22 protein-coding genes are annotated in these 26,212 nt (G+C 52.1%); 13 read left to right on the forward strand and 9 right to left on the reverse strand.

The features are described 5' to 3' along the window. Positions 1 to 1,767, reverse strand: a 1,767-nt coding sequence (locus tag IK012_RS05640) for a phosphoadenosine phosphosulfate reductase family protein (protein WP_367273778.1), incomplete at its 3' end; no start/stop codon positions are given. Positions 1,768 to 2,331: 564 nt separating this feature from the next. On the opposite strand from IK012_RS05640, the gene IK012_RS05645 reads away from it, so the two are divergent. From IK012_RS05645 to IK012_RS05690, 10 genes are all read left to right on the forward strand, one after another. Then, the gene (locus IK012_RS05645) at positions 2,332 to 2,709 is read left to right on the forward strand and encodes a type II toxin-antitoxin system RelB/DinJ family antitoxin (RefSeq protein WP_290951692.1); all 378 of its coding nucleotides are present in this window, start codon (positions 2,332 to 2,334) and stop codon (positions 2,707 to 2,709) included. After that, positions 2,709 to 2,987 (forward strand): type II toxin-antitoxin system YafQ family toxin, encoded by a 279-nt coding sequence (locus IK012_RS05650; RefSeq protein ID WP_367273779.1) that lies wholly within the window; start codon positions 2,709 to 2,711, stop codon positions 2,985 to 2,987. Before IK012_RS05645 ends, IK012_RS05650 begins: the two co-directional genes overlap by 1 nt. 175 nt (positions 2,988 to 3,162) lie before the next feature. Beyond that, on the forward strand, positions 3,163 to 4,791 hold the full coding sequence (locus IK012_RS05655; RefSeq protein ID WP_290951699.1) for a right-handed parallel beta-helix repeat-containing protein: 1,629 nt from the start codon (positions 3,163 to 3,165) through the stop codon (positions 4,789 to 4,791). A gap of 129 nt (positions 4,792 to 4,920) precedes the next feature. Beyond that, positions 4,921 to 5,904, forward strand: coding sequence for a guanosine polyphosphate pyrophosphohydrolase (locus IK012_RS05660; RefSeq protein WP_290951705.1), 984 nt, complete (start codon positions 4,921 to 4,923; stop codon positions 5,902 to 5,904). A gap of 89 nt (positions 5,905 to 5,993) precedes the next feature. Further along, on the forward strand, positions 5,994 to 7,007 hold the full coding sequence (locus IK012_RS05665; RefSeq protein WP_290951708.1) for an MBL fold metallo-hydrolase: 1,014 nt from the start codon (positions 5,994 to 5,996) through the stop codon (positions 7,005 to 7,007). Positions 7,008 to 7,328: 321 nt separating this feature from the next. Continuing rightward, complete coding sequence (locus tag IK012_RS05670; protein WP_290951711.1) at positions 7,329 to 8,489, forward strand: PLP-dependent aspartate aminotransferase family protein; 1,161 nt, start codon at positions 7,329 to 7,331, stop codon at positions 8,487 to 8,489. 2 nt (positions 8,490 to 8,491) lie between these two features. After that, positions 8,492 to 9,403: a PLP-dependent cysteine synthase family protein gene (locus tag IK012_RS05675; protein ID WP_290951714.1), complete on the forward strand. Its 912-nt coding sequence runs from the start codon at positions 8,492 to 8,494 to the stop codon at positions 9,401 to 9,403. Between the two features lie 403 nt (positions 9,404 to 9,806). Continuing rightward, positions 9,807 to 11,090 (forward strand): O-acetylhomoserine aminocarboxypropyltransferase/cysteine synthase family protein, encoded by a 1,284-nt coding sequence (locus IK012_RS05680; RefSeq protein ID WP_290951715.1) that lies wholly within the window; start codon positions 9,807 to 9,809, stop codon positions 11,088 to 11,090. Between the two features lie 86 nt (positions 11,091 to 11,176). After that, positions 11,177 to 12,337, forward strand: coding sequence for an iron-containing alcohol dehydrogenase (locus IK012_RS05685; protein WP_290951718.1), 1,161 nt, complete (start codon positions 11,177 to 11,179; stop codon positions 12,335 to 12,337). A 45-nt stretch (positions 12,338 to 12,382) separates the two neighbouring features. Next, positions 12,383 to 12,940, forward strand: coding sequence for a hypothetical protein (locus IK012_RS05690; protein WP_290951721.1), 558 nt, complete (start codon positions 12,383 to 12,385; stop codon positions 12,938 to 12,940). Positions 12,941 to 13,020: 80 nt separating this feature from the next. On the opposite strand, the gene pdxT is transcribed toward IK012_RS05690, so the two are convergent. After that, complete coding sequence (pdxT, locus tag IK012_RS05695; protein ID WP_290951724.1) at positions 13,021 to 13,635, reverse strand: pyridoxal 5'-phosphate synthase glutaminase subunit PdxT; 615 nt, start codon at positions 13,633 to 13,635, stop codon at positions 13,021 to 13,023. Continuing rightward, positions 13,635 to 14,513 carry a pyridoxal 5'-phosphate synthase lyase subunit PdxS gene (pdxS, locus tag IK012_RS05700; protein WP_290951727.1) on the reverse strand — a complete coding sequence of 293 codons (879 nt, stop codon included), beginning with the start codon at positions 14,511 to 14,513 and terminating at the stop codon, positions 13,635 to 13,637. Before pdxS ends, pdxT begins: the two co-directional genes overlap by 1 nt. A gap of 137 nt (positions 14,514 to 14,650) precedes the next feature. Between pdxS and IK012_RS05705 the strand changes: the two genes are divergently transcribed. Continuing rightward, a complete protein-coding gene (locus IK012_RS05705; protein WP_290951730.1) occupies positions 14,651 to 16,078 on the forward strand; it encodes a PLP-dependent aminotransferase family protein in 1,428 nt (475 codons plus the stop codon). Between the two features lies 1 nt (position 16,079). Here the strand turns inward: IK012_RS05705 and IK012_RS05710 are convergent, their stop codons facing one another. The 6 genes from IK012_RS05710 to IK012_RS05735 all read right to left on the reverse strand — a co-directional run bounded on the left by IK012_RS05710 (position 16,080) and on the right by IK012_RS05735 (position 22,060). After that, complete coding sequence (locus tag IK012_RS05710) at positions 16,080 to 16,856, reverse strand: hypothetical protein (protein ID WP_290951733.1); 777 nt, start codon at positions 16,854 to 16,856, stop codon at positions 16,080 to 16,082. Positions 16,857 to 16,938: 82 nt separating this feature from the next. Then, on the reverse strand, positions 16,939 to 17,676 hold the full coding sequence (locus tag IK012_RS05715) for a 6-carboxyhexanoate--CoA ligase (protein ID WP_290951736.1): 738 nt from the start codon (positions 17,674 to 17,676) through the stop codon (positions 16,939 to 16,941). 4 nt (positions 17,677 to 17,680) lie between these two features. Continuing rightward, positions 17,681 to 19,030 carry an adenosylmethionine--8-amino-7-oxononanoate transaminase gene (bioA, locus tag IK012_RS05720; protein ID WP_290951739.1) on the reverse strand — a complete coding sequence of 450 codons (1,350 nt, stop codon included), beginning with the start codon at positions 19,028 to 19,030 and terminating at the stop codon, positions 17,681 to 17,683. 12 nt (positions 19,031 to 19,042) lie between these two features. Beyond that, complete coding sequence (bioD, locus tag IK012_RS05725; protein WP_367273777.1) at positions 19,043 to 19,771, reverse strand: dethiobiotin synthase; 729 nt, start codon at positions 19,769 to 19,771, stop codon at positions 19,043 to 19,045. Positions 19,772 to 19,782: 11 nt separating this feature from the next. Continuing rightward, complete coding sequence (gene bioF, locus IK012_RS05730) at positions 19,783 to 21,006, reverse strand: 8-amino-7-oxononanoate synthase (RefSeq protein ID WP_290951745.1); 1,224 nt, start codon at positions 21,004 to 21,006, stop codon at positions 19,783 to 19,785. 124 nt (positions 21,007 to 21,130) lie between these two features. Beyond that, entirely contained in the window at positions 21,131 to 22,060 is a 930-nt protein-coding gene (locus IK012_RS05735; protein WP_290951748.1) for a LysR family transcriptional regulator, read from the reverse strand. A gap of 140 nt (positions 22,061 to 22,200) precedes the next feature. Here IK012_RS05735 and metE point away from each other — a divergent pair, with 140 nt between their 5' ends. Both metE and IK012_RS05745 read left to right on the forward strand, forming a co-directional pair. After that, the gene (gene metE / locus IK012_RS05740) at positions 22,201 to 24,474 is read left to right on the forward strand and encodes a 5-methyltetrahydropteroyltriglutamate--homocysteine S-methyltransferase (protein WP_290951751.1); all 2,274 of its coding nucleotides are present in this window, start codon (positions 22,201 to 22,203) and stop codon (positions 24,472 to 24,474) included. A 326-nt stretch (positions 24,475 to 24,800) separates the two neighbouring features. Then, positions 24,801 to 26,087, forward strand: a complete 1,287-nt coding sequence (locus tag IK012_RS05745) for an O-acetylhomoserine aminocarboxypropyltransferase/cysteine synthase family protein (RefSeq protein ID WP_290951755.1) — start codon at positions 24,801 to 24,803, stop codon at positions 26,085 to 26,087. The last annotated feature ends 125 nt before the right edge of the window (positions 26,088 to 26,212 follow it).

The raw sequence follows: 26,212 nt of genomic DNA on the forward strand, positions 1-26,212 counted from the left end.
AAGCCAGCCTTTACGGATAAAAAAAGTCTCATGAGCTCTAAATTTCATCTCACGAACCTCTTTCGTTTTCAAATACTTTCCCATCAAACATCCCATCGCTAAGACAGATTGATTTACACACATTTTGAAATGGATGCATTTATTCTCATCAATGTGATAACCTTCAGCAGTTATACTAATTGATCCTGCCTTACACACGCTTTCACACTTCAAGCATTTTCTGCAGCCATTAAATTTTCGAATCTGATAAGCAATTTTTCTTTGCAAATCATCATGATCTGCAACATTCATCGTCCTTATCTTTACAGCGTGTTCAAAGCCATCAACAGTAAATGGTTGGAGAGAAATGATTGGCACATTTGTACGAACATCAAGTACAAGAACTTCGTGAAGAAGTTTTCTTCCAAGTTCACGGTTTATCTTTCCGAACGGTACGAACATATTCACAAGTTCGTCGTCAAATGGGCGAACAAGCCTGTAATTTTTCGCATGGTCTTCGGCGGTACAATTTGTGAATTTGATTTTAACATCATCAGCAGCCGCCAAGCCGTTTCCACCTTGACGCGCTTTCCATGCGCCTGAATCCACATATTCTTCTGGATCGGGCTTTCCAATTCTTTTCGCAAAGCGAATCAGAAAATCTCGCCATTGTTTAGAATTTTCAGGCATGTAGATTCTACTCAAAAATTGAGCACGCTGATTGTTATTTGGGCAACACCAGCAACCAACACGATCGTATCCTAAACGATACGCATCGTTGAAATCAACATTCTCCGCTAAAAGATAAAGCCATATATCGATATCTTTCCAATCAATGATTGGAGACGCTACTGTTTGCTTTTGAATTTTAACAGATTCTTTGCCGCTTTCAACACGATTGTATTTGCTTCGGCTTGCACTTTCCGCACGACGAATCCCGTAAAAAGTCAATATTTGCTGATTTCTGTACAAAGAGTTCAATACGCGGGTAATCGGTCCAGTTTTGAACATGGAACAGCACCAACGCATAATTCGCGCAGGAGGACCAATGTCTTCGCAAACATCCATAAAATTTTGATCTTCATTGATAGAAGTTTCAAAAATTGCAAACGGATGATTCTTCTTAAATCTTTTTGCGTATTCAACCGTTTGCGGAAATTCCAATGTTGTGTTTCCGAAAATATGAACAAGGCTCGGATTACCTAATGCTTTCGTTACAATGTCTGCCGTAACAGAAGAATCCTTACCTCCAGAAAAGGACAAAACAATGTTTTCTTCAGGATAGTTGGCAGCTTCTTTCTTTATAAAAGCATGAGCTTCGCTGATCAGCGCATTAAGGCGATTCTTATTAGCCGCAATAAATTTGTTTTTGAAGTCTTCAAAACATGCTTGTATCTTCTTGGATTTATTACTTTTTTCGTTTTCCTTAATCAATGCGGAAAGGACATCGCAATCTTCCGTCCGAAAAGTCCTTGAAGGAACTGACTTCATCTTTCCGTCGATATAATAGCGACTGTCTAAAGCCCACACAGAACACTCTGAGTATTTCAAAGGTTGATCGTGAGCTAATAGGAGTTCCAACAGCAATCTTTCCTCTGGAAAGACTGGACGCAAATCTGTTGACAGAAATGTCGTTGCTGAATGACAAAGCGGGCATACGCTTTTGCCATTAACGCCATTAATCTGCTCTGGAGGCGTGATTATAGGAATGCGACAAGATTGACACCAAAAAACTTGTGCAGAAAGGAAACCGGAACTTTCGTGCTGTTCCTCATTATCAATACGCAGAGATGACTTTTTTTTCGTCAATCAAACCTCAGCCAGTGCTCACTCTTGCACTGGTAGCTCGATGACGTTTTTTGGGATAAAAAAAACGCGGGCCGTCAGCTTATCAGTCTGAAGGCTCTGGTAAACCTGTCTAATGATAAGCGGAAGACGACCCGCGCACAAAGTGCGCGAGCGTCCACCCAGTTCTCATTAGACATTGAAAATGTACCAGATTTTCAGACTGAGAACAAGAGCGAAAAACTCTAATATGTCAATGAGAATGATAGCAAAAGACGACCACGAAACGGAGTCCGAGATGACAATACGGGGGTTTTAGGGGCTCGCCCCTAGGCGAGGGGGTGAGTGGAAGCCTCGGCTGGGGTGGGGTGAATCGGTGATGCCGGAACTGAGTCCGGCATGACAATGCGGGGTGACGGGGGCGGCGAGGCTGCAGCCAGGGGGAGACTTCCCCCTCCAAAAAATTCTAGGCCTCTTGACAGGCTCATTTCAAAAAGGTATATTTAGTGCACAAGTGAGTAGTTTTTGACGATTTCACGCTTGTTCGTCAAAGGAGTTAACATAGATATGCATGCTACAAATGCAAAGAAAAAGCAATCATATGCAAGTATTTTGCGACTTTTTTCAATCAATTACTTGCTTTTGCAATCGCTTGAATCTATATTTATGGGCGTGAGCACCATAGCAAAAAATTTTCGCATCGATTCTGAGCTGAACCGTCAGGCCAACAAGCTCCTTGAGGGGCTGGGGCTTTCGATGTCTCAGGCTTTTTCGATGTTCTTGCGACAGGTGGTGCTGCAGCAAGGTCTCCCATTTGAAGTGAAATATCCTCGGCGTTCCGGTGAACTGCTGAACGCAATTGAAGAAGCGAAACGGCTTGAAGCCGACCCCAATACAAAGCGCTATACGGATATGGACGAAATGTGGGCGGACCTTGACAAATGATTTACGAAGTTATCTGGACCAACCGTTTTAAGAAGAGCTACAAGCTTTGCAAAAAGCGCGGGCTCCCGTTAGAAGAACTCAAGTCCGTTGTCGAATTACTCCGGACGGACCAGACTCTTGACGAAAAGTTTCGTGACCACGAACTGTCCGGCGTTTTCGCAGGGACGAGAGAACTCCATATCCGTCCAGACTGGCTTTTGTGCTACAGAAAGAACAACGGGATCTTGGCGCTTACCCTTGTGGATACTGGAACGCATTCCGATTTGTTCGGGAAATAAAAACTGTTGCGGCAAAAAATATCGGAACAAAAAAAGCCATTTGGTAGTGGCATGGCCCTCTTGACAGGCGCATTTTGAGAGCATATATTAAGTAAATAGTCGAAGTTTCTTTTTGTCTGGTAGAGGAATTGAGTATAATCAGCACAATGCTGATGCCTGATTGATAGAGGTGTATATGGGAAACAGGTTCACGTTTGCTTTGGGGCTGGCCTTGGCTGCGGCGCAGGCTTTCGGTGCGGTCTATTATGTTGCTGTCGACGGCAAAGACGGCAATGCGGGCACGAAGGAGAAGCCTTTCGCGACGCTCAACAAGGCGAACGCCGTGGTGGCCGCGGGCGATACGGTGTGGATTCGCGGCGGCGTGTACGACTTGCACGATACGGTCTTTTTCGCGCGGTATAAGATGACGGCCGCAATCCTGTTGACGGCGAGCGGCGAGAGCGACGACAAGCGCATCCATTATCTTGCCTACCCGGGCGAGCGTCCGATTTTTGACGGGGCGAACCTCCCGGTGGCGGAAGGCGAGGAACACAGCGACGGCACTCCCGCGGGGGCGATGTACACTTCGCCCATCGTGATTTCGGCGAAGTTCCTCCACTTGAAGGGTATCGAGGTGCGCAATACTCCCATGAAGCACAACTCGAATTCCGGCGTTTTCCTTTACGCGAGCAAGCATATTTTCTTGGAGGAGATGGAAAGCCACCACAACGCGGGTCCGGGATTTTTCGCGAACGACGGCGCGGCGGATGGTGGCGGGCACATCTTCTTGAACTGCGATGCGCACGACAATTACGACCCTACGGGTTGGCAGGGCGACGGCGAGAATGCCGACGGTTTCGGGGCGCATTACCAGAAGCCCGGCGAGGGCGATACGACCAGGTTCATCGGGTGTCGCGCGTGGTGGAACAGCGACGACGGTTTCGACTTCATCAACCAGGAATTTCCCGTGGTTCTGGAAAACTGCTACGCCATGGGCAACGGCTACAGCGATTACGGTCGGGGCAATCCGAAAAACGGAAACGGTTACGGAATCAAGATGGGCCAGAGCACGTATGGCACCGGACATCATACGATCAAGTATTGCGTCGCCTGGAAAAACAAATCTTCGGGCTTTTATGCGAACTACACCAATGCCGGCAGCAAGTGGCTCAACAACACGTCTTACATGAATGAAGATCGCGCTTACAGCATGGCGTCGACGCTCTACGCCGAAGACGGCAAAACTCGCCTTGCCGAGGTGGCCCCGCTTACGGGCGACAACGCGCACGTGCTCAAGAACAACATCGCCTTCCCGAACAAGAATTCGCAAATCGGGACTTGCTGGGAAAAGATATCGAGCCAGGACATCGACCATTATGTGGATTGCCCCGCCGGCGAAAACAACACGTGGAACCTGAAGCTCGACTTGACGGAAGATGACTTTATGAGTCTCGATGACCCGAGTATGACCGTGACGGGCGAGGATCTCTCGAAGCTTGCGGGAATATTGGGTCCGCGCAATGCTGACGGCAGTTTGCCCAATGTGGACTTCTTGCGGCTCAAGAAGGGGAGTCGCGCCATTGACCAGGGCGAAGATATCGGTTTCCCGTTTGTAGGCGACGCTCCTGATTTGGGCGCGTTCGAGTACGGCTCGGATGTCATGTCCGTCGCCATGAGGCCGAACCGCTCTGCGGAAATTCCGGGTTTCGCGACCGTTTACGATTTGCGGGGCTGCAATCTGGGAACCTTGCAAACCATGCCCAAGAAACCGGGCGTGTACCTTGTACGTAACGGAAAAAATCTGCGGAAGATGTTCGTCAGGTAGCGAAGTTTTACAGAAATTGTGATTGCGAGAAATGTTGTTGCAAATAATGTAAAGCCGGCGAAGCGACTTGAAAAATACATGAAAAAATATCGCAGGTTTTGAAGAACCTTTTGTTATATTTCTTCTTGTATGATTTCTCTGAACGACTATCTATTCTCCGGAAATACGGTGCTGAAAATTTTGCACCAGTATTCGAACGACCTCAGGAACAGCGCGAAGGAATCGCGCAACGGCATCGACCTTGCGCATTCCAATTACCTGATTCAGATAATCGAGCTTCTCGAGCACAATGACTTCTTGACTTCGCAGTCTCAGAGAATCAAGGAATTCTACAAGTTCATGACGCGCGAGTATCCCTTCTTGGCTTTCACCTTCAAGGGACGCATCAAGTCGCTGGTCCGCGCTGAAGAAAAATTCAACGGGTACATCCTTGAATACATCTACGACTATTACAAGAAAAATAGGGTGTTCCCGTCCGAGGCGGAAATCAAGAGCCGCCTGATTTGCTTCCGCGACCTTATCGCATACCGCATCGTCATCTCGATGCCGACTTGCCATATCAAGAAAGGCGACGACAGGACCGCCATAGAGCAGAAGTACCTCTACGACATCGCGAACGTGTTGCCCGGATTCCTCGAAGAGAAGGGTTTTTCCGCGGAACTTTCCGGATTCGAGGGGCATTCCGATTTGCTCATGGAATCCATTCGGCCCTACTACCGCGATTACGTGACGACCCCGAGAAGCACGGGTTACCAGTCGCTGCATATCACGTTCTACGACAATCTCGCGCGTTGCTATACGGAACTGCAATTGCGTACCAAGGACATGGACGATTTTGCCGAGATAGGCGAGGCGAACCACTTCGGTTACGAGAAGTTGCAGGAGGCGCGCCGCACCAAGCGCGACGAGATTCCGGGCGGCGAGTGCGTCTATTTTGACGAGGCTTACGAGCGCCTGACAAAGTTGCAGGAACTCGAGCTGGCGAAAATAGACGTGAACATGTTCAAGGCCATCAACAACCAGCTCATCAACGATGGTTGCGGGCTGTTCAGAGGCCGGCAGATTTTGCCGTTCGAACATTTGTCGCGTTTTCAGAACGACTTAATCGATTGACAAAAATTTTTCGGATTGAAATTTTTTATAATGTATAATTGCTTATGTTAACGGCAATTATTTTATCGATATTATTTCTTTTTGGGGATGTGGGGATTCTGTTTATCAGCCAGCCCAGTTTTGGGCGCCTTCCCCAGGGCGAGCGCCTGGAGCGTGTCAGGAAATCGCCGCATTACGATGGAACGCAGTTCGTGAACGAGGTGGAAACCGCGTTCTCGACGGGCAATAGGACCAAACTTGGAGTCTGGAAGGATTATGTTTTCGGCGACAAGACGCTGTTGTTCCCGGATACGGCGCTTCATGTCATCAAGACGGATCTGAAGTCGCTCCCGCAGGACCGCGATTGGATTGTGTGGTTCGGGCATTCGTCTTACCTGATGAATCTGTCTGGCAAGAAGGTGCTGGTGGACCCGGTGTTTTACAAGGGCTCTCCGGTGGAGTTCGCGAACAAGATGTTCCTGGGGACGGATGTCTACAAGCCCGCCGACATGCCGGATATTGATTATCTGGTAGTTTCCCATGACCATTGGGACCATTTGGATTACGAGGTGGTAACGGAGATGAAGCCTCGCGTCAAGAAAGTCGTGACGGCTCTTGGTGTGGGCGAACATTTCGAATACTGGGGTTACCCTGTCGAAAAAATTGTGGAATTGGACTGGTGGGAATTCGCCGACTTGGAAGAAGGCTTCCGCGTGACGGCGACTCCGGCGCGGCATTTCTCGGGCCGCGAACTGCACGAAAACAAGACGTTCTGGGCTTCGTTCGCATTCAAGTCGCCCAAGCGTTTGGTGTGGATTGGTGGCGATTCCGGCTATGGCCCGCACTATGCGAAAATCGGGAAGGAGTTCCCGGACATCGACCTCGCCATTATGGAAAACGGACAATACAACAAGGATTGGTCGCAGGTCCATACGATGCCGGAATACCTGGGCAAAGAAATGATTGAACTGGACGCGAAACGCTATCTCACGGTTCATCATTCCAAATTCAGCCTGAGCAAACATCCGTATTACGAGCCGCTGGAAAACGCGAAACGTGCCGCCCGCGAATCGGGTAAGCCCGTACTTATGCCGCAAATCGGCGAAGTCATGTATTTGGAATAAAGTGGCTTATCGCGAAGTCTAGCTGCTGGTTTTAAGCGGTATATAAATTTTTCCTATATCTGGTGAGCGGAAAATAGTATAACCAAATATCCCGAATTTGGTTGACGATGCAATAGTTTGTGTCTATATTTTTCCTATCAAAACAATAGGGAATTAAAAATGATTCGTTTTTTTGCGACTAAATGTTGTTCTTGTCGATGTCGGGCGGGCGACTAGTTTTTAGGATATTCTATCAAACTGGTTTCCGCTCGGTTCTTCCGTAGCGGATTTTTTTATTCAAACTTTTAAATAACGGCGCGGTCGCGCCAAAGGATTTTCAAAATGTCAATTTCCAACTATATTGAAACGAAACTGATTCACGGCGGCATCGATGGCGACAAGGTTACGGGAGCCGTAAACGTCCCTATCTACCAGACTTCTACCTATAAGCAGGCGGGGCTCGGCGAAAATACGGGCTGGGAATATTCCCGAACGGGGAACCCCACGCGCGCAGCGCTCGAGGCGCTGATTGCGGAACTAGAAGGCGGCGTGGCGGGCTTCGCGTTTGCAAGCGGCATGGCGGCGACCTCGACGGTGCTTTCGCTCTTTAACAAGGGCGATCGCATCATCATTTCGAGCAATGTTTATGGCGGAACGTTCCGCGTTCTCGACAAGGTGTTCAAGAATTTCGGCATCACGTATTCCATTGAAGATACGACGGACTTGGAAGCGCTCGATGCGAAAGTGACGCCCGACGTGAAGGCGTTCTTTGTGGAAAGCCCGGCGAACCCGCTCTTGACGGTGACGGATTTGGCCGGCGTCGCGGCGATTGCGAAAAAGCATGGCATCTTGACGATTGTCGACAACACCTTCATGACTCCGTATTTGCAGCGCCCGCTGGAACTCGGCGCCGATATCGTGGTGCATTCCGCGACAAAATATTTGGGCGGTCACAGTGACTTGGTGGCTGGACTTGCGGTGACGAACAACAAGGAGATTGCCGAAAGGCTTGCCTTCAATCAGAATGCCGTGGGCGCGGTACTCGGCCCCTTCGATTCGTTCCTGCTGATTCGCGGCATCAAGACGCTCGGCGTGCGCCTGGATCGCCATACCGAAAATGCGGAACGCATTGCCCGCTACCTGGAAAAACATGAAGCCGTAAAGCATGTGTATTATCCTGGCCTCCCGACGGCGCAGGGTTACGAAATCAACAAGAAACAGGCCAAAAATGGCGGCGCCATGATTTCGTTCGAACTCTATGAAAATTACGACATCAAGAAATTCTTCAAGGGCCTCAAGCTGGTTTCGCTCGCCGAAAGCTTGGGCGGTGTCGAAAGCCTCGTATGCCATCCGGCTACGATGACGCATGCCTCCATCCCGAAGGAAATCCGCGAGAAGGTGGGCATTACCGACGGGCTGATTCGCCTGTCCGTGGGCATCGAGAAGGTGGACGACATCATTCTCGATTTGAATGCGGGCATCAACGCCGCGAAGGAGGCTTGATTATGCGTTACTATGAATCGATGCAGTCTCTGATTGGCAAGACTCCGCTTGTAAAGCTTACGCATGTGGGCCTCCCCGAGGGCGTGAATTTGTTTGCAAAACTGGAACTGTGGAACCCCTCGGGCAGCGTGAAGGACCGCACGGGCCTTTACATGGTAAATGACGCTCTCGCAAAGGGAACGCTCAAGCCGGGTGGAACCATTGTCGAGGCGACCGCGGGCAATACGGGGCTCGGAATCGCTTTTGCGGCATTGAACCGCGGCGTGCGCGTAATCTTTGTGGTGCCTACCAAGTTCTCGCAAGAAAAGCAGACGCTTTTGCGTGCGCTCGGTGCGGAGCTCATCAATACCCCGCGCGAAGAGGGAATGCTCGGTGCCGAAAAGAAGGCCGAGGAACTCCTCAAGGAAATTCCGGATTCCATTTCGCTAAGGCAGTTCCACAACATGGCCAATCCGCTCGCGCATTACGAAACGACCGGCCCCGAGATTTACGATGACCTGGATGGGCACATTGATTACGTGGTGGCTGGCGCAGGGAGTGGCGGCACGTACTCGGGCATCCTCAAGTACCTCAAGGAACGCGATCCAAAAATCCAGGGCGTGCTTGCGGACCCCATCGGTTCTACGATGGGTGGCGGTGAACATGGCGATTACAACATCGAAGGAATCGGTAACGATTTTATCGCCGATACGATGGATATGTCACTTGTAGATAAAGTAATCAAAATCAATGATGACGACGCCTTTGGTGGCTCTCGCGAGCTTGCTCAAAAGGAAGGCATTATTGCTGGGTCTTCATCTGGCGCGGCATTCAGCGCTGCCAAGAAGTTGGTTGCCTCCGGTGCTCGCGGCAACATCGTCTTTGTGGCACCCGATCGCGGAGACCGTTACTTTAGCAAGGGATTATACCTGTAATTTAATTTGTCTAAAATCCTCTATTCTATCCCAAAAAACTCTGCCATCCTGGTGGAGTTTTTTTGTCGGCATGGTTATAGATTTTAGTTATAACTTTCTATAGTTAAATAGTATGCGTTTATGCCTTGACGAGGGCAAAATCTTATTCTATCTTAAAGCCTACAAGATTGATAGGAAAAGCAAAATGGTTTGTGATTCCTAAGCATTCGAAGGAGCGCTATATGGTAAGTGACTGTCGAATGCCGAGAGGCATTCTGAAAACGAACTAGCTCGGAGCCTTCTGTCCTTAAGGCTCCACCGGCTAGAAAAATTGAGCCTAAGGATACTTCAAAAAACATTTATAGCGTACAAGGGTTTGACATAAAACCCCCTTGTCCGCTGCAACCTAAAAGGAATTTTTACCATGACGACACAGAACAAGCTTCATTTTGAGACTCTTCAGCTCCACGTTGGCCAGGAACAGGCGGACCCCGCAACCGATTCCCGTGCGGTTCCTATTTACCAGACCACCTCTTATGTTTTCCACAATTCCCAGGACGCAGCTGACCGTTTTGCCCTGAAGGCTGGCGGTAACGTTTATGGCCGTATCAACAACTCCACTCAGGGTGTGCTCGAAGAACGTATTGCTGCCCTCGAAGGTGGCGTTGCCGCTCTCGCTGTCGCTTCTGGTGCAGCTGCCATTACCTACGCCATCACGGCTCTCGCTCGCAAGGGCGATCACGTGGTTGCCCAGCGCACGGTTTATGGCGGTACTTTCAACCTGCTGCAGCATACGCTCCGCACCTTCGGTATCGAGACCACGTTCGTCGACACGCACGATCTCAAGAGTGTCGAAGCTGCCGTGAAGGACAACACCAAGCTTATCTTTATCGAGACGCTCGGCAACCCGCATTCCGACATCCCGGATATTGACGCCATCGCCGCAATCGCTCACAAGAACAAGATCCCGCTGGTCATCGACAACACCTTCGGTACGCCGTATCTGATCCGCCCGATTGAACACGGCGCCGACGTCGTGGTGCATTCCGCGACCAAGTTTATCGGCGGTCACGGCACGACTCTCGGCGGCATCATCGTGGATAGCGGCAAGTTCGACTGGGCTGCAAGCGGCAAGTTCCCGCAGTTCACCGAAAAGAACCCCAGCTACGGTTTCCCGTTTGTGGCCGCCGGCGCTGCCGCCTACGCCATCTACATCCGCACTATCCTCCTCCGCGATGAAGGTGCCGCAATTTCTCCGTTCAACGCATTCTTGCTGCTGCAGGGTGTCGAAACGCTTTCGCTCCGCTTGGATCGCCACGTGGAAAACACCAAGAAGGTCTTGGATTACCTCACCAAGCATCCGAAGGTTACCCGCGTGAGCCATCCGAGCCTCCCGAACCATCCGGACCATAAGCTTTACCAGAAGTACTTCCCGAATGGCGGCGGTTCCATCTTCACCTTCGACATCAAGGGCGGCCAGGAAGAAGCCTTCAAGTTCATCGACAGCCTGAAAATCTTCAGCCTGCTCGCCAACGTCGCCGATGTGAAGAGCCTCGTGATTCACCCGTACACGACGACGCATTCGGAGCTCACTCCGGAAGAACTCGCCGCAGCGGAAATTACGCCGGCAACGATTCGCGTCTCCATCGGTACGGAGCACTACGAAGACATTATTGCCGACCTTGAAAAAGGCTTTGCTGCGATTTAATTGATTGCATTGAGTATCCAGCTCCGATGGCGTTTTCACCATTAGGAAACGACTGTCGGGCTGGATTTTTTTGTACGGAGAATACAATGATAGATTTTGAATATTACAACCCGGCGAAAATTGTCTTTGGCGAACACAGTGAACAGAAACTGAAATCGCTTTTGGCTGCGTACGGCGTAAAGTCGCTCCAGCTCGTGTATAGCGGCGACTTCATCAAGACGCTCGGCATTTACGACGTGATCAAGGCGGCCGTTGCCGAACTCGGAATCAAGTTTTCCGAAAACGGGAACGTGGTGCCGAATCCGTCCATCGACCTGGTGCGCGAACTCGTGAAGCAGGGCAAGGAAAACGGGGTAGACTTCGTCCTTGCTGTCGGTGGCGGAAGTTCCATCGATACGGCTAAGGCGGTGGCGCTCGGCATTCCTTACGAAGGCGACGTCTGGAACTTTTTCGAGAAGGGCGTTTCGCCCAAGGAAGTGCTCCCGATTGGCGTCATCGCGACGACGGCATCGAGCGGCTCCGAAACTTCGAATGCGGCAATCCTTTCGAGCGGTGAATGGAAGCTCGGTTTTGAAGACGATCGCATCATTCCGAAGTTCGCCATCATGAACCCGAAATACACTGTGGGCCTGCCGGCTTACCAGACTTTCGTGGGCATCGCAGACGTGCTTTCGCACTTGTTGGAACGCTATTTCTCGGACGAGAAGTTTTCCGATACTACGGACTACTTGATCGAGGGTGCCATCAGGGCGCTGCTCGTCAATGCCGACAAGCTCATCGCCAACCAGAAAGACGTCAACGCCCGCGGAGAAATCCAGTGGCTCGCCAGTGTCGCTCACGGCGGATTCCTGGATGCAGGGCGCCGCGCCGACTGGGGCTCGCATCGCATCGAACATGAACTTTCTGCCCAGTACAACATCACCCATGGTGAAGGCATGGCGGTTGTGACCATCGCCTGGACAAAGTACATGGCCGAGAAAAAGCCCTGGAGGCTCGCACTCCTCGCAAGCCGCGTGTTCGGAGTGGATTCGTTCAACTACAGCGAAACGGAACGCGCGCTGATCCTTTCGGAAAAGCTTGCGGCGTTCTTCAAGAAGCTGGGGCTCGCGACGACGCTTGCGGAACTCAATATCGATGACAAGGACTTCGACGCGATGGCCGCAAGGGCTACGCGCAACGGCAAGGTCGGGCACTATGTGCCGCTTGACGCTGCGGCAATCAAGGAAATCTTGAAGGTCGCACTTTAAATCTTAACAAAAATGATGCATTAACATCAAAGGAGAGTACAAACAATGGCAAGAGTAAAATTTATTGAATCGGTTGACGAAGCTCAGGGCAAGGCGAAGGAAGCCTACGAAAAGCTCGTTTCTACAGGCAAGATCACCAACATGAAGCGCGCACTGCTGCAGGACTATGCGACGTTCGACGCCTTCATGGGCTGGTACACCAGCTGGGCACGCCTCGTAGAAATTATCGGACAGCGCGCCGCTACCGTCTACGCCCACGCTATCTCTACTACCAACAGCTGCCAGCTCTGCTCGCTGTTCTTCATCAGCGACTTGCGGGCTCTTGGTATCGACCCCAACGGCTTTGAATACGAGAAGAACGAGGAAATCCTCGCCAAGCTTGCAAGGCAGATCGTGAAGGACCCCACCGCCGTTCCGGATTCCTATTTCGAAGAACTGCGCAAGTACTACAACGATTCCGAAATCGTGGCCATCGTAGGCTTTGCCGCCCAGATGATTGCGACGAACAATTTCAACTCCGTCTTGAAAATCGACGTGGACCAGCGCCTGCTTCCCATCGTCGGTGAATTCAAGCCTGCCACCTGGAGAGCGAACATCAAGTAATTTTTGTACTCTCCGTACAAAAGGGACGTCTCTGGAAAAGCGATGTTTTCTGGAGGCGTCTTTTTTTTATGCGGTTTTCCTTATGCGGCGATCAAGCCCAGGAAATACCGGTGGATGCTTGTGTCGGCATTGAGTTCCGGATGGAACGAGAGCGCGATCTGGTTCTTGTATTTCACGGCGACGATTTGCTCGGCGTTTGCGCTGCCGGAATTTCCGTTTGTGCTTGCCGTCCGCGAAAGGACCTCCACGTTATTGCCGACGGATTCGAAGAAGGGCGCCCGGATAAATGTCTGCGGGACCTTCCCGATATGCGCGACTTCGTTTTCGGTGAAGAAACTGCCGAGCTGCCGGCCGTATGCATTGCGGCGGATAATTGCGGGAAGCGTCGCGAAGTGGGCGCGACTTTCGCCTGCAATTTTTTCGGCAAGCAGGATGGCGCCCGCGCATGTGGCGAGTACGGGCAGACCGTTTGCGATTTTTTCTCGCAGGGGTTCGAAAAGCCCGAGATCGCGCAGGAGCTTCCCCTGTACGGTGCTTTCGCCTCCGGGGAGCACTAGCCCGTCAATATCGCGGTCCAAGTCGCGCAACTGGCGGATTTCAAAGACTTCGGCGCCGAGCGATTGCAGGATGCGTTCGTGTTCGATGAACGCTCCCTGCACCGCCAGCACGCCTATTTGCGGTTTGTGATTGTTCATTACTTCCCCCTTTCGGCCATGAGCAGGGCGATTTCCTGTTCGTTGATGCCGACCATGGCTTCGCCCAGATCTTCGGAGAGCTCGGCGATGAGCTTTGCGTCGGTGTAGTTGGTGACGGCCTGCACGATGGCGGCGGCGCGCTTGGCGGGGTTGCCCGACTTGAAGATTCCGGAACCCACGAACACGCCTTCGGCCCCGAGCTGCATCATGAGGGCGGCATCGGCGGGGGTGGCGACACCCCCGGCGGCGAAGTTCACCACGGGCAGTTTCTTGTGGTCGTGAACGTAGCGCACCAGGTCGTACGACACCTGGAGTTCTTTCGCACGGTTGAAGAGTTCATCTTCGCGCAGACTCGAAATGCGGGCGATTTCTTGGTTCATGAGGCGCATGTGGCGTACGGCCTGGACGATGTCGCCCGTGCCCGGCTCGCCTTTGGTGCGAATCATGGATGCGCCTTCTTCGATACGGCGGAGCGCTTCTCCCAAATCTTTCGCGCCGCAGACGAACGGGACTTCGAAATCGCGCTTGTTGATGTGGAAAACGTCATCGGCGGGGGAGAGCACTTCGCTTTCGTCGATGTAGTCGATTTCGATGGCCTGCAATATCTGCGCTTCTGCGAAGTGGCCGATGCGGCACTTTGCCATGACGGGGATGGAAACGGCGTCCTGGATTCCCTTGATCATCTTCGGGTCGCTCATCCTGGAGACTCCTCCGGCGGCTCGGATGTCGGCAGGGATGCGCTCGAGGGCCATGACGGCGGCGGCACCCGCGGCTTCGGCGATTTTGGCCTGCTCGGGGGTGGTCACGTCCATAATCACGCCGCCCTTGAGCATCTGGGCGAGATTCTTGTTGAGTTCGTAACGATTCTGTTCTGACATGTGAAACTCCTTGAAAAAGTGAATTGTTTGTTTTCAAGGCGTAATTTAAAACATTCCTTGGCCTTGCTCAATATTCAGTTTTTTATTATTTTGATAAGGTCAGTTTAATACCAGATTCACAAATACAATAAGGTCAGATGATGTTTACTTACGATATGTCCAAGGCGGGCGCCAACAGCCTATATCATTACCTGTACCAATGCATCAAAAAGGATATCGTAAGCGGTAACATCCTTGCCGAAGAACAGCTCCCTTCCAAAAGGAATCTGGCGCAGAATCTGGGCGTGAGCGTAGTGACCGTGGAAAACGCCTATGCGCAGCTCTTGACGGAAGGCTTTATCTATTCGCTCCCGAAGAAGGGATTTTTTGTGGCCGACATCAGCGCTGCGGCCGATTCTTCCAAACATCAAAAGCGTAAACCGCCGCGAATCCGCAGGCGCCTTGTTGAAAACTTTGAAGAAGCGGAACAGGCCAATCCCAAATACATCGCCGACTTTGCGAGCAACGGGGCCGATATCGAGGCGTTCCCTTTTACCACCTGGGCGAAGATTACCCGCGAGGTCCTTTGCGAAAGGCAGAGGGATTTGCTGAAGGTTTCGCAAGGTGCGGGTACATTGGAATTGCGCTGCGCTATCGCTCGCATGCTCCGGGAATTCAGGAATATCCAGGTGGCGCCAGAACAGATTGTGGTGGGCGCCGGTACGGACTATCTGTACGGTCTGCTGGTCCAGTTGCTCGGCTTTGACAAGTGCTATGGCGTCGAGGATCCGGGCTGGGCCAAGATTTCGAAAATATATGGCCAGTACGGCGTGAAGGTTTGCCATATTCCCATTCAAGGGGGTGATTTTACCGATGCCGTGAAAAAATCCGATGCGGACATTGTCCACATTTCCCCCTCGCACCATTTCCCGACGGGAAAAGTGATGCCTGTCGGAGAACGTTACCGCCTGCTCAGCTGGGCGGCGGAATCTCCGAAGCGCTACATCGTCGAAGACGACTACGACAGCGAACTGCGCATGACCGGTAAACCGATTCCTGCGTTGCAGAATATCGATGTTACCGAGAAGGTCATCTACCTGAATACATTTTCCAAGACGATGACGTCGGCTATCCGAATCGCCTACATGGTGCTCCCGCCGCACCTTGCCGAAAAATTCCGCAACGAGCTTTCATTCTATTCGTGTACGGTCTCGAATCTCGACCAGTACGTGATGGCGAAATTTTTGAATCTCGGGTATTACGAGACGCACATCAATCGCATGCGCAACCTGTATCGCGCCAAACGCGATACGTTGCTGACCGCTATTCGCAAGAGCCGCCTTTCCGATGTCGCGAGGATTTACGAAGAAGATGCGGGTTTACATTTTATTCTGGAAGTCCGCACCAAATGTTCCGACGACGAAGTATGTCGGCGCCTGCGCCAAAAGGGCGTCAACATCAAGGCGCTTTCGGAATACTACTTCGAGGCGGAACCTTCCGTGCACAAGTTCGTCATCAACTATTCTTCTGTAGAAAAGAAGAACATGCAGAAGGCCGTGCAGGCGCTGGTTCAGGGCTGCATTTGACCTAATGTTTTTTATTTACGGTACGGCCGAGAAGGTCGAATGAACGATTCTTCGGGAGAATGGAAGTGCGGGGGCTCTTTTTGCGGATGGCCGTCGTCTCTTGCTTCGTGTAGGTGAAGTAATAATGCGATGTGAATTCGCCTGACTGAATTGTCAGGGTATAGTTGTTTTCGTTTGAGGAGAACTTGATTGTCGAAACCGTGTCTCCCTCGGGTTTTATTTCGTAGCACTGGGTGTCGCTCGAATCACTTATGTACACGGTTTTCGAAAGAATTCCCGATTCCTTGTCGTTTCCTTTGTAGTTTGTATGTACAATAGAATCGTTTGCGAGAAACATTTCGGAATAGTTGGATGTCCCGAAATCAAGAATTTTTGTCATGAGCTGCACGGAGTTGGCCGTGAACTTGAATGAACGCTGTTGCCCCAATGTTCCAAAGCCGTAAAAGTCTTCGAAAATATACGTGGTGTCTGCCGATGAAGAATCCCTCATCAAATATTCATAGCCTGTTTTGGTCAGTTTGCTGGGGTCTTGATTCCAGTAGTATTTGTATTCTGTTGTCGAGTTGTCCAGATAGACGGTCATTCGTGAATTGTCGAGTTTACCGTCGACATAGGAGTATTTTACGGAGCCTTCCGAAACCATGGAAACGGAATCCAGCCGGATTTCGGTATTTGGCTTTAAATACGAATCGGACAGAAATTGGAAAAGGAGATCGGTGCAGGAATTTGCCGATGCATACTGCATTGCCGCTAAAAGGCAGAATAGAATTTTTTTCATGTTCCCTCCATTTTTTTAATTAGTCTAAAACTAGTATTTATTGAGGGGTGTTTGATTGACAAGCCATTTTGCGTGACAGGTGTCATGCGGTTTCGACAAGCACTTTCTTTTTCTGCAAGAATTCGATGCAATCTTCGGCTTTTGCCTTGCGGGAATCGAACAGGAAAATGCGGCCTCCGTTCTCGTCGCCCATTTCCTTCATTTTCATGATGCGCACGTAGCCGAGTTCCTTGCTCGCGACATAGCCCGTGATGTAATTCGGGTCGTCGGAGATGCAGAGTTCCGCAACCATGCCGGGAGCGTTCGCCACTTTTGTCGCGAGAACGATGGCTTCGTTAAAATGGTTTTTGCAGCTGTCGACCGTGCTGGAGTGGAGGGCGTCCATGTAGGTGGCGCGTACGCCGCGCTGTTGGTCGGGTTCCAGGCGCGTCCCTGTTGCGATATCGTAAAGCATGGCGCCGCGCATGGGAAATGTGGCCTGCAGAAGTTCGGGAAGTTTTTCGCGAATGCCGGCGGCTGCTTCGCCAACGAGTTCAAAAGCCTTGTCGAGCCCTTGTTGCCAAGTGTCTACGTCGATGCGGGTGACGGGCAGCGCCTTCAGAATCTGGATGTCTTTTTCGCAAACTTTTTCAATCTTGATATTGATGAAGTCCGGATCGCCCTTGGAATGGGTGAGGGCGCGGTGGGCCATTGCCGAACAGACTGCTTCGACGGCGTCGCGGCTTACGATGCGTTCCGCACCGGAAATGTGCTGTTCGTGTTTCTGGTCGCCTTCGCCCACTTGCTGCGAGGCGCGCATTTTCAAACTGTAATAATCCATAGCACTACTCGTGAAATTCGTCTTCGCCTTCTACGACCGGGGCGGGCTCGCATTCGCCAATGCGCTTGATGGCTTCGCAGATGCGGTCGATTTCGGCGTCGGTGGTGATGAGTGGGGGCATGGTGTAAACGTAATTGCAGAAGGGGCGCAGCCAAACGCCGGTGTCCTTGATGACTTTCAGGATGTCGTCAGCAGAAGGCTTTGCCTTGAGTTCCAATACGCCGATGGCTCCGAGAACGCGCACGTCGGCGGCGTTTTCGAGACTGCGGAGCGGTTCGAGGTTCGCACGGAGTCTGCTTTCGATGCGCTTGACGTTTTCGGCGTAGTTGCGGCTCTTGAACAGATCGAGCGAGGCGATGCCTGCCGCGCATGCAAGCGGGTTCGCCATGTAGGTAGGGCCGTGCATGAATGCGGGAATCTTGCTGTTCGTGATGGTTTCTGCGACCTTGTCAGAGGCGACGCAGGCGGCCATGGTGATGCTTCCGCCGGTAAGCGCCTTGCCGATGCACATGATGTCGGGCTTGATGTAATCGGCGTTTGCGTCGGCGGTATGCATCATTGCGAATCGCGGGCCCGTGCGGAAAAATCCCGAGGCGATTTCGTCCAGAATCAGCAAGATGCCTTTTTCGTCGCAAAGCTTGCGGAGGCGTTTTAAGTAGCCTGCATTGTAAAGCCACATTCCGTTTCCACCCTGAAAGACGGGCTCGCAAATGACGGCTGCAATTTCGTTTTCGTGTTCTTCGACGACGCGCTCCATGGATGTGAAATCGCTATCGTCCCAAGGGCAGTCAAAGCGGCAATTCGGGCGCTCGGCGAAATAATGCTGCGGCATGATTCCGCGGAAAAGCACATGCATTCCGTCGGGATCGCTTAAGGCCATCGCGCCTGCGGTGTCGCCGTGGTAGCCGCCCTTCAAGGCGACCAACTTACAGCGTTCCGGGCGGCCCAGCGAATGCTGGTACTGCACCGCCATCTTGGCGGCGCATTCCACGGCGATGCTTCCCGAGTCCGCGAAGAAAATCTTGTTCAGGCCTTCTGGCAAAAATTCTACAAGGCGTTCGCCGAGTTCGATGGCGGGCTCGTGCGTGAATCCGCCGAACATCACGTGACACATCTTTTCGCTCTGCTTCTGAATCGCTTCGACGATTTCGGGAGCGTTGTGCCCGTGAGCCATGCACCACCAGCTGGATACGGCATCGATGAGTTTTAGGCCGTCGGCGGTCTCGATTGTCGTTCCGTGCGCAGACTTTGCGAGGAAACGAGCGGGAGTATTCTTGAGTGCGGCATAAGGGTGCCACAAATGTTCGCTATCGAACGCAATCTTTTTTGAAAAACTTTCGCTAGAGAAATTCATACGGCGCCAAATTTAGAAAATTTCGCTAACGCCCAAGTCGTTTGCGCCTTCGCTCAATTTTGCGAGTATGGAAAGCCCGGTCAAATCCTGCATCATCTTGATGTTGTCATCTTCCATTTCGAAATTTCCGCTCATGCCGTAGCGATTCACGATAATCCCGCGAACTTCGAGGCCGTGGGCTCTTGCGTATTCGACTGTGAGAACGCAGGCGTTGATGGAGCCGAGGGCTGCCGTAGTTACCACGAGGAGCGGCAAGTTGAGCGTCTTGATGATATCGACGAGGAAGATTTTTTGCGGCGCGGCCGACTCTTTGTTGTCATAACGTATCGGGCAAATGATTCCACCGGAGCCTTCTGCAAAAACGAACTTGTGACGTGCGCAGGCCGCTTTAAAATCTTCGCGGACTTTTGAAAGTTCTACGGGGTTGCCTTCTTTGCGGGCGGCCAGATGCGGTGACACCGCTTCTTTATATACGTAACTCACCAGCTGTTCCTGGGAATCGGGAAGGTTTGCGACGTGCTTTACGTAATCGGCATCGCCGGCAATCCACTTGCCGTCACGCAGTTCGGCTCCGCTCAAGGCAGCCTTGTAGTAACCTGCGTCAATTCCCAAATCGCGCCACTTTTTTACGAGGAGGGCAGTGACGAAAGTTTTTCCGACATCGGTTCCCGTGGCTGTTACGAAATATCCTTTTGGTTTAGAATTTGTCATGCAGTCTGTCATGCCCGCGCAGGCGGGCATCTCCTTTTCTACTAAAATTTTATTGCCTCAGCGATGTTTTTCGCAGCGAGCCTAAGTTCTTCATACGTATGCGTGGCCATTAGGCTTGCGCGGAGTCGGGCGCTCCCCTTGGCGACAGTCGGGTAGCGGATTGCCGGAATCAAAATTCCATGTTCCTGGAGCGTCGCAGAAATCCGCATCGCTTTGGCCTCGTCGCCGATAACGATGGGGACAATCGCGGAAGGCGATGTGGCGACATTCAAACCTTCGCGCCGCAGGCTTTCGCAGAAGAAATCTACATTGCCGCGAAGCTGTTGAACCCTTTCGGGATTTGCTTCGATAAATTTCAGGTTGTTCAAGGCGGCAGCCGCAACTGCGGGGGCCATTGCCGTGGTGAATATGAAACTGCGGGATTTGTTTCTCAAAAAGTCAATCAGTTTCTGCTTGCCCGCCACGAAACCGCCTTCGGTGGCGACAGCCTTGCTCAAAGTGCCGACAGTGACATCGGCGTGTTCGCAATCATAGTGCTCTGCCAAACCGCGACCCGTTTTGCCAAGAACTCCCGTGGCATGCGCTTCGTCAATCATCAGCAAAACTTCGTGAGCCTTTGCAATTCTCAGGAGCTCCGGCAAATTCGCCAGGTCGCCGTCCATGCTGAATACGGCATCCGTCACGATCATCCCGCGGAATTCTGCCGCGGTTTTTCCCTGTGAAATTGCGGCCTGCTCATAGGCAGCCTTCGCTTCCAAAATGACGCGTTCCAAATCGGCCATGTCATTGTGTTTGTAAACAAAGCATTTGGCGCGCGATAAACGGATCCCGTCGATAATGCTTGCGTGGTTCAATTCGTCGCTAAAAATGTAGTCGCCTTTTCCGCAAAGCGCAGAAATCGTCCCGACATTTGCCATGTAGCCCGTGTTGAACGTAATGGCGGCCTCTTCGCCCTTGAACCGTGCGATTTCTTTTTCCAACTCCATGTGTGGAGTCTTGTTGCCCGTGGTGAGCCGCGCGCCGCCGCTTCCTGTACCCCATTTGAGTACGGCATCGGCCATGGCCTGCTTGAGTTCGGGAACATCCGCCAAATCCAGGTAAGAATTGGACGCGAGTAAAATCTGTTCGCTTGAAATCCCGTTCTCGCCGCGGAGCATTATGTGCGCAGCTTCCGGAGATTCCATCAGGCGCATGGTGCGGTAAGTGTGGCTTTCGCGCATCTGTGCGAGTGCCGCATCTGTAAATTTCTCAATGAGATTATTCATTGTCGAATTCGTGCTGATATTTTACGCCGCGATAAAATAGCTTTTTATTCCATCCATCATATTTTTGGAGCGTGCGGGTCCTGTTAACTTGGACCCGCGTTCCGTTTTTTTTACTCATACCTCCTCAGACTACATCTCTTTTCCCTTTAACATGGCAATGGCGCTGGAGGGCGTTGATGTATTCCTTGGCGTAGCGGGACGGGGTCACGCCTTTTCGCGTGACATAGCCGATGGTCATCTTGTCGATTACGAAAAGCGGCTTCGCGATAATTTCCTTGCCGTTCAGTTTGTGGCTGATGACGCCCGAACAGATGGTGTAGCCGTCGAGGCCGATCAGCAAATTGAAAAGCGTGGCGCGGTCGCGGACCTTGATGTTTCGCGGGCAGTCGAAGTCGATGGCGGTGAGCGGCTCTTCGGCAAAGTAGAAGGAGTTGAAGTTTCCCTGTTCGTAGGTCAGGTACGGGAAGGGCTTCAGGTCCGCCAAGGTAATGCGTTCTTTTTTGGCGAGCGGGTTCTTGGACGACATGAACACGTGAAGCGGCGTGGTGAATAGCGGTTCGAATTCCAGATTGTTTTTCCGGATCATGTTACGGATGACCTTTTCGTTTTTTCCGCTCAGGTAGAGAACGCCGATTTCGCTTTTCATCTTGGTGACGTCTTCGATAATCTCGTTTGTCTGCGTTTCGCGGAGCGTGAAGTCGTAGCTCGGGCCGCCGAATTTGCGGATGACATCGACGAATGCGTTCACGGCGAAAGAATAGTGCTGACAGCTGACAGAGAAAATCGTATTTCCGCTCTCGCCGCCCTTGTAGTGGTCTTCGAGAAGTGCGGCCTGTTCCAGCACCTGGCGCGCGTACGAAAGGAATTCATCGCCTTCGTTCGTGATGGTGACGCCCTTGTTGCTGCGGTTGAAAATTGTCACGCCCATTTCTTCTTCGAGCTCGTGGATTGCCGCTGTCAGGCTCGGTTGTGAAATGAAGACGCGCTTGGACGCCTCCGTGATATTCAGTGTGTCGGCTACCGCTACTGCGTATTTCAGTTGTTGTAATGTCATAGTGCTTTTTTATTGCTGGTTATTCACCATAGATTAAATCTATGGCGATGTGCTAAAAAATAGTATTTTACCTATTCCAAAAAAGAAGATATATTTGCCGACGAACAAAATAACATACGAAAAAGGTAGGTAGAAACAATATGACAACGAAAAAAACATCTGTAATTGGTTTTCCGCGTATCGGCAAGGCTCGTGAACTCAAGTTTGCAAGTGAAAAGTTCTTTAAGGGTGAAATTTCTGAGGCTGAACTGCAGAAGACTGCGGCCGAGATTCGCCTGTACGGCTGGAACAAGCAGAAGCAAGCCGGAATTTCTTTTATCCCGTCCAACGACTTCTCGTTCTACGATAACGTTCTCGATACTGCGTTCCTGCTTGGGGCCGTTCCCGCGCGTTACAAGGAACTCGGGCTTTCTGAACTTGAGACCTATTTTGCCGCTGCGCACGGCTATCAGGGCGAAAAGGGCGATGTCAAGGCCCTCCCGATGAAGAAATGGTTCAACACGAACTATCACTACATTGTTCCCGAACTGGACGATTCTACCGAACTTGCTGTCGCAGGCGACGTGAAGCCCCTTCGGGAATACAACGAGGCGAAGGCTGCCGGGGTTCATACAGTTCCTAGCCTCGTTGGTCCCTATACCTTCCTGAAGCTTGCCCGCTACAACGGCAAGAAGAATGCGTCTGCTTTTGCCGCTTCTGCGGTGAACGCTTACCTGAAGCTGGTTGAACAGCTGTCGTCTGCCGGTGCCGAATGGATCGCCTTTGCCGAACCCGCCCTCGTCTTCGACGTGAGCGAAGAGGAAAAGCAGCTCTTCAAGTCCATCTACGCATCCTTGCTGGAACAGGTGCATGCGAAGGCCTCGGCCAAGGTTCTCTTGCAGACTTACTTCGGCGATATCCGCGATGTCTATGCCGATGTGGTTGCGCTTGGTTTCGATGGTATCGGCCTCGACTTCGTGGAAGGCCTCAAGTCTCTTGAACTGCTCCGTACGGGCTTCCCGAAGGATGCGCTCCTGTTTGCGGGCGTCGTGAACGGCAAGAACATCTGGCGTGCCGATTACGAAAAGAAGAATCTCCTCCTCGCCGAAATCGAGAAGGTTGTTGATGCGTCCCGCGTGGTCGTGGGTACTTCGTGCTCGCTGTTGCATGTGCCCTACACGGTCGCTGCCGAACAGAAGCTCCCCGCGGACACCCTGAAGCATTTCGCTTTCGCCGAAGAAAAACTCGAGGAACTTTCCGACATTGCGACGGAAAATTCTGACGCCCTCGAAAAGAACAGGGCCCTCTTCACCGTCACGCGCGTGCAGTCTACCGCCTCGGTGCAGTCCGCGCTTGCCGCCCTGAACGATGCCGACTTCGTGCGTAGCCCGTCTCGCGCCGACCGCAAGAAGGTGCAGGTAGAAAAGTTTAATCTTCCGGCGTTCCCCACGACGACCATCGGATCGTTCCCGCAGACTGCGGAAGTCCGTGCGAATCGCGCCGCCTTCAAGAAGGGCGAGATTACCCGCGAACAGTACGTGGCGTTCAACCAGAAGAAGATTGCGGAATGCATCGCCCTCCAGGAAAGCATCGGCCTCGACGTGATCGTGCACGGCGAATTCGAACGCAACGACATGGTGGAATATTTCGGTACGCAGATTGACGGCTTCATCTTCACGCAGAACGCCTGGGTGCAGAGCTACGGTACGCGCTGCGTCAAGCCGCCTGTAGTTTGGGGCGATATCCACCGCAGCAAGCCCATCACCGTCGAATGGTCCGTATTCGCACAGAAGCAGACGAACAAGCCTGTGAAGGGCATGCTTACCGGCCCGGTGACGATTCTCAACTGGTCGTTCCCGCGCGAAGATATTTCGCTCAAGGCGCAGGCCCAGCAGATTGGCCTTGCCATCCGCGACGAAGTTTTGGACCTCGAGAAGAACGGCATCAAGGTCATCCAGATTGACGAGGCCGCCCTCCGCGAAAAGCTGCCGCTGCGCAAGAGCGACTGGCACAAGGAATACCTCGACTGGGCCATTCCGGCGTTCCGTCTGGTGCATGCGAAGGTCAAGCCCGAAACGCAGATCCACACGCACATGTGCTACAGCGAATTCAACGACATTGTCCGCGATATCGACGCCATGGATGCCGACGTCATCACGTTCGAGGCGAGCCGTTCCGACCTCAAACTGCTCGACGCGCTCAACGAGGCGCATTTCGAGACGCAGGTGGGCCCGGGCGTGTACGACATCCACTCGCCGCGCGTGCCTTCCGTGGACGAAATCGTCAATACGATTCACAAGATTATAGACAAGGTTCCCCAGGCCAACGTGTGGGTGAACCCCGATTGCGGCCTCAAGACCCGTGGAGAGACGGAAACGACCGCAAGTCTCAAGAATCTCGTTGCTGCGGCAAAGCAGCTGCGCGCCGAGATTTAACGTAGAAGTTCCATATACACCTCACAGTCCCGCAGGCACCCCTTGCGGGACTTTCGCGTGTTAGTGGTTGAAATTGCCGTTTTTGGGCGATTTAATAGGCTTTTCCTATACACCAGTTATAGATAAAAACTATCGGTAAGAAAAATGTAAGCAAAATTCCTGGGTTTTCTGGCATTTCCCTATTGAAAAGGTAGGGAAATGATTCTACTTTACACCCTGTCGGACGGAACGTCCAGAAGAGTTAAACAACGATTTCCAATGGATCCTATCGGCCTTCGGCCTCCAGGATGACAGCGGGGATGACAAGCAAAAAAGGAATTTCACAAATGACAACTCAGAACAAGCTCCACTTCGAAACCCTCCAGCTCCATGTTGGCCAGGAACAGGCAGACCCCTCGACCGATTCTCGCGCGGTACCTATTTACCAGACCACCTCTTATGTTTTCCATAGCGCCCAGCACGCTTCTGACCGTTTCCACCTGAAAGACGCTGGCAATATTTATGGCCGCCTCACCAACACGACGCAGGATGTCTTTGAAAAACGCATTGCCGCCCTTGAAGGTGGTATCGCGGCCCTCGCAGTCGCATCCGGTGCAGCCGCCATCACTTATGCTATCACGGCGCTCGCCCGCAAGGGTGACCACGTGATTGCCCAGCGTTCTATCTACGGTGGCACTTACAACCTGCTGGAACACACTCTTAGCAAGTTCGGTATCGAGACGACTTTCGTTGACATTCATAACTTGAAGGAAGTGGAAGGCGCCATCAAGGACAACACGAAGCTCGTCTTCATTGAAACTCTCGGCAACCCGAATTCCGATATCCCGGACATCGATGCCGTTTCTGAACTCGCTCACAAGCACAAGATTCCGGTCGTTATCGACAACACCTTCGGTACCCCGTACCTGATTCGCCCGCTCGAACACGGCGCCGACATCGTGGTGCATTCCGCTACCAAGTTCATCGGCGGTCACGGTACGACCCTCGGCGGCATCATCGTGGACGGCGGCAAGTTCGACTGGGCTGCAAGCGGCAAGTTCCCGCAGTTCACCGAAACGAACCCGAGCTACGGCGTGCCTTTCACGGCAGCGGCCGGCGCAGCAGCCTTTATCGTCTATATCCGCGCTATCCTCTTGCGCGACGAAGGTGCAGCGATTTCCCCGTTCAACGCCTTCCTCCTGCTCCAGGGCACCGAAACGCTTTCGTTGCGCCTCGATCGCCATGTGGAAAACACCAAGAAGGTTCTCGAGTTCCTCTCGAAGCACCCGAAGGTCGCGAAGGTCAACCACCCGAGCTTTGCGGACCATCCGCAGCACGCGCTGTACCAGAAGTACTTCCCGAACGGTGCCGGTTCCATCTTCACGTTCGACGTGAAGGGCGGCCAGGAAGAAGCCTTCAAGTTCATCGACAGCCTCAAGATTTTCAGCTTGCTCGCTAACGTGGCCGACGTGAAGAGCCTGGTGGTTCACCCCTACACGACGACCCACTCGGAACTCACTCCGGAAGAACTCGCTGCCGCGGGCATCAGTCCGGCGACGATCCGCCTCTCCATCGGCACGGAACACTACGAAGATATCATCAACGACCTCGACCAGGCACTTAACGCTATTTAAAAAACTGAACTTTAACAAACAAAACGGTGATTCCGGCACAAGGCCGGAATGACAATCAAAAAAAGGAATTTCAAAATGTCTAAAATCTATACCTCTGCCGACCAGCTCATTGGTCACACCCCGCT

The organism is Fibrobacter sp., assembly GCF_017551775.1.
Classification (GTDB): Bacteria; Fibrobacterota; Fibrobacteria; order Fibrobacterales; family Fibrobacteraceae; genus Fibrobacter.

What these genes read in the sequence shown, in the direction of transcription:
- IK012_RS05655 (WP_290951699.1), top strand. Translation starts at nt 3,163, where the DNA reads ATGGGAAACAGGTTCACGTTTGCTTTGGGGCTGGCCTTGGCTGCGGCG.
- bioF (WP_290951745.1), bottom strand. Translation starts at nt 21,006, where the DNA reads ATGAATAATCTCATTGAGAAATTTACAGATGCGGCACTCGCACAGATG.
- bioA (WP_290951739.1), bottom strand. Translation starts at nt 19,030, where the DNA reads ATGAATTTCTCTAGCGAAAGTTTTTCAAAAAAGATTGCGTTCGATAGC.
- IK012_RS05715 (WP_290951736.1), bottom strand. Translation starts at nt 17,676, where the DNA reads ATGGATTATTACAGTTTGAAAATGCGCGCCTCGCAGCAAGTGGGCGAA.
- IK012_RS05735 (WP_290951748.1), bottom strand. Translation starts at nt 22,060, where the DNA reads ATGACATTACAACAACTGAAATACGCAGTAGCGGTAGCCGACACACTG.
- IK012_RS05660 (WP_290951705.1), top strand. Translation starts at nt 4,921, where the DNA reads ATGATTTCTCTGAACGACTATCTATTCTCCGGAAATACGGTGCTGAAA.
- pdxS (WP_290951727.1), bottom strand. Translation starts at nt 14,513, where the DNA reads ATGTCAGAACAGAATCGTTACGAACTCAACAAGAATCTCGCCCAGATG.
- metE (WP_290951751.1), top strand. Translation starts at nt 22,201, where the DNA reads ATGACAACGAAAAAAACATCTGTAATTGGTTTTCCGCGTATCGGCAAG.
- IK012_RS05675 (WP_290951714.1), top strand. Translation starts at nt 8,492, where the DNA reads ATGCGTTACTATGAATCGATGCAGTCTCTGATTGGCAAGACTCCGCTT.
- IK012_RS05690 (WP_290951721.1), top strand. Translation starts at nt 12,383, where the DNA reads ATGGCAAGAGTAAAATTTATTGAATCGGTTGACGAAGCTCAGGGCAAG.
- IK012_RS05645 (WP_290951692.1), top strand. Translation starts at nt 2,332, where the DNA reads ATGCATGCTACAAATGCAAAGAAAAAGCAATCATATGCAAGTATTTTG.
- IK012_RS05745 (WP_290951755.1), top strand. Translation starts at nt 24,801, where the DNA reads ATGACAACTCAGAACAAGCTCCACTTCGAAACCCTCCAGCTCCATGTT.
- IK012_RS05685 (WP_290951718.1), top strand. Translation starts at nt 11,177, where the DNA reads ATGATAGATTTTGAATATTACAACCCGGCGAAAATTGTCTTTGGCGAA.
- IK012_RS05705 (WP_290951730.1), top strand. Translation starts at nt 14,651, where the DNA reads ATGATGTTTACTTACGATATGTCCAAGGCGGGCGCCAACAGCCTATAT.
- IK012_RS05670 (WP_290951711.1), top strand. Translation starts at nt 7,329, where the DNA reads ATGTCAATTTCCAACTATATTGAAACGAAACTGATTCACGGCGGCATC.
- IK012_RS05710 (WP_290951733.1), bottom strand. Translation starts at nt 16,856, where the DNA reads ATGAAAAAAATTCTATTCTGCCTTTTAGCGGCAATGCAGTATGCATCG.
- pdxT (WP_290951724.1), bottom strand. Translation starts at nt 13,635, where the DNA reads ATGAACAATCACAAACCGCAAATAGGCGTGCTGGCGGTGCAGGGAGCG.
- bioD (WP_367273777.1), bottom strand. Translation starts at nt 19,771, where the DNA reads ATGCCCGCCTGCGCGGGCATGACAGACTGCATGACAAATTCTAAACCA.
- IK012_RS05680 (WP_290951715.1), top strand. Translation starts at nt 9,807, where the DNA reads ATGACGACACAGAACAAGCTTCATTTTGAGACTCTTCAGCTCCACGTT.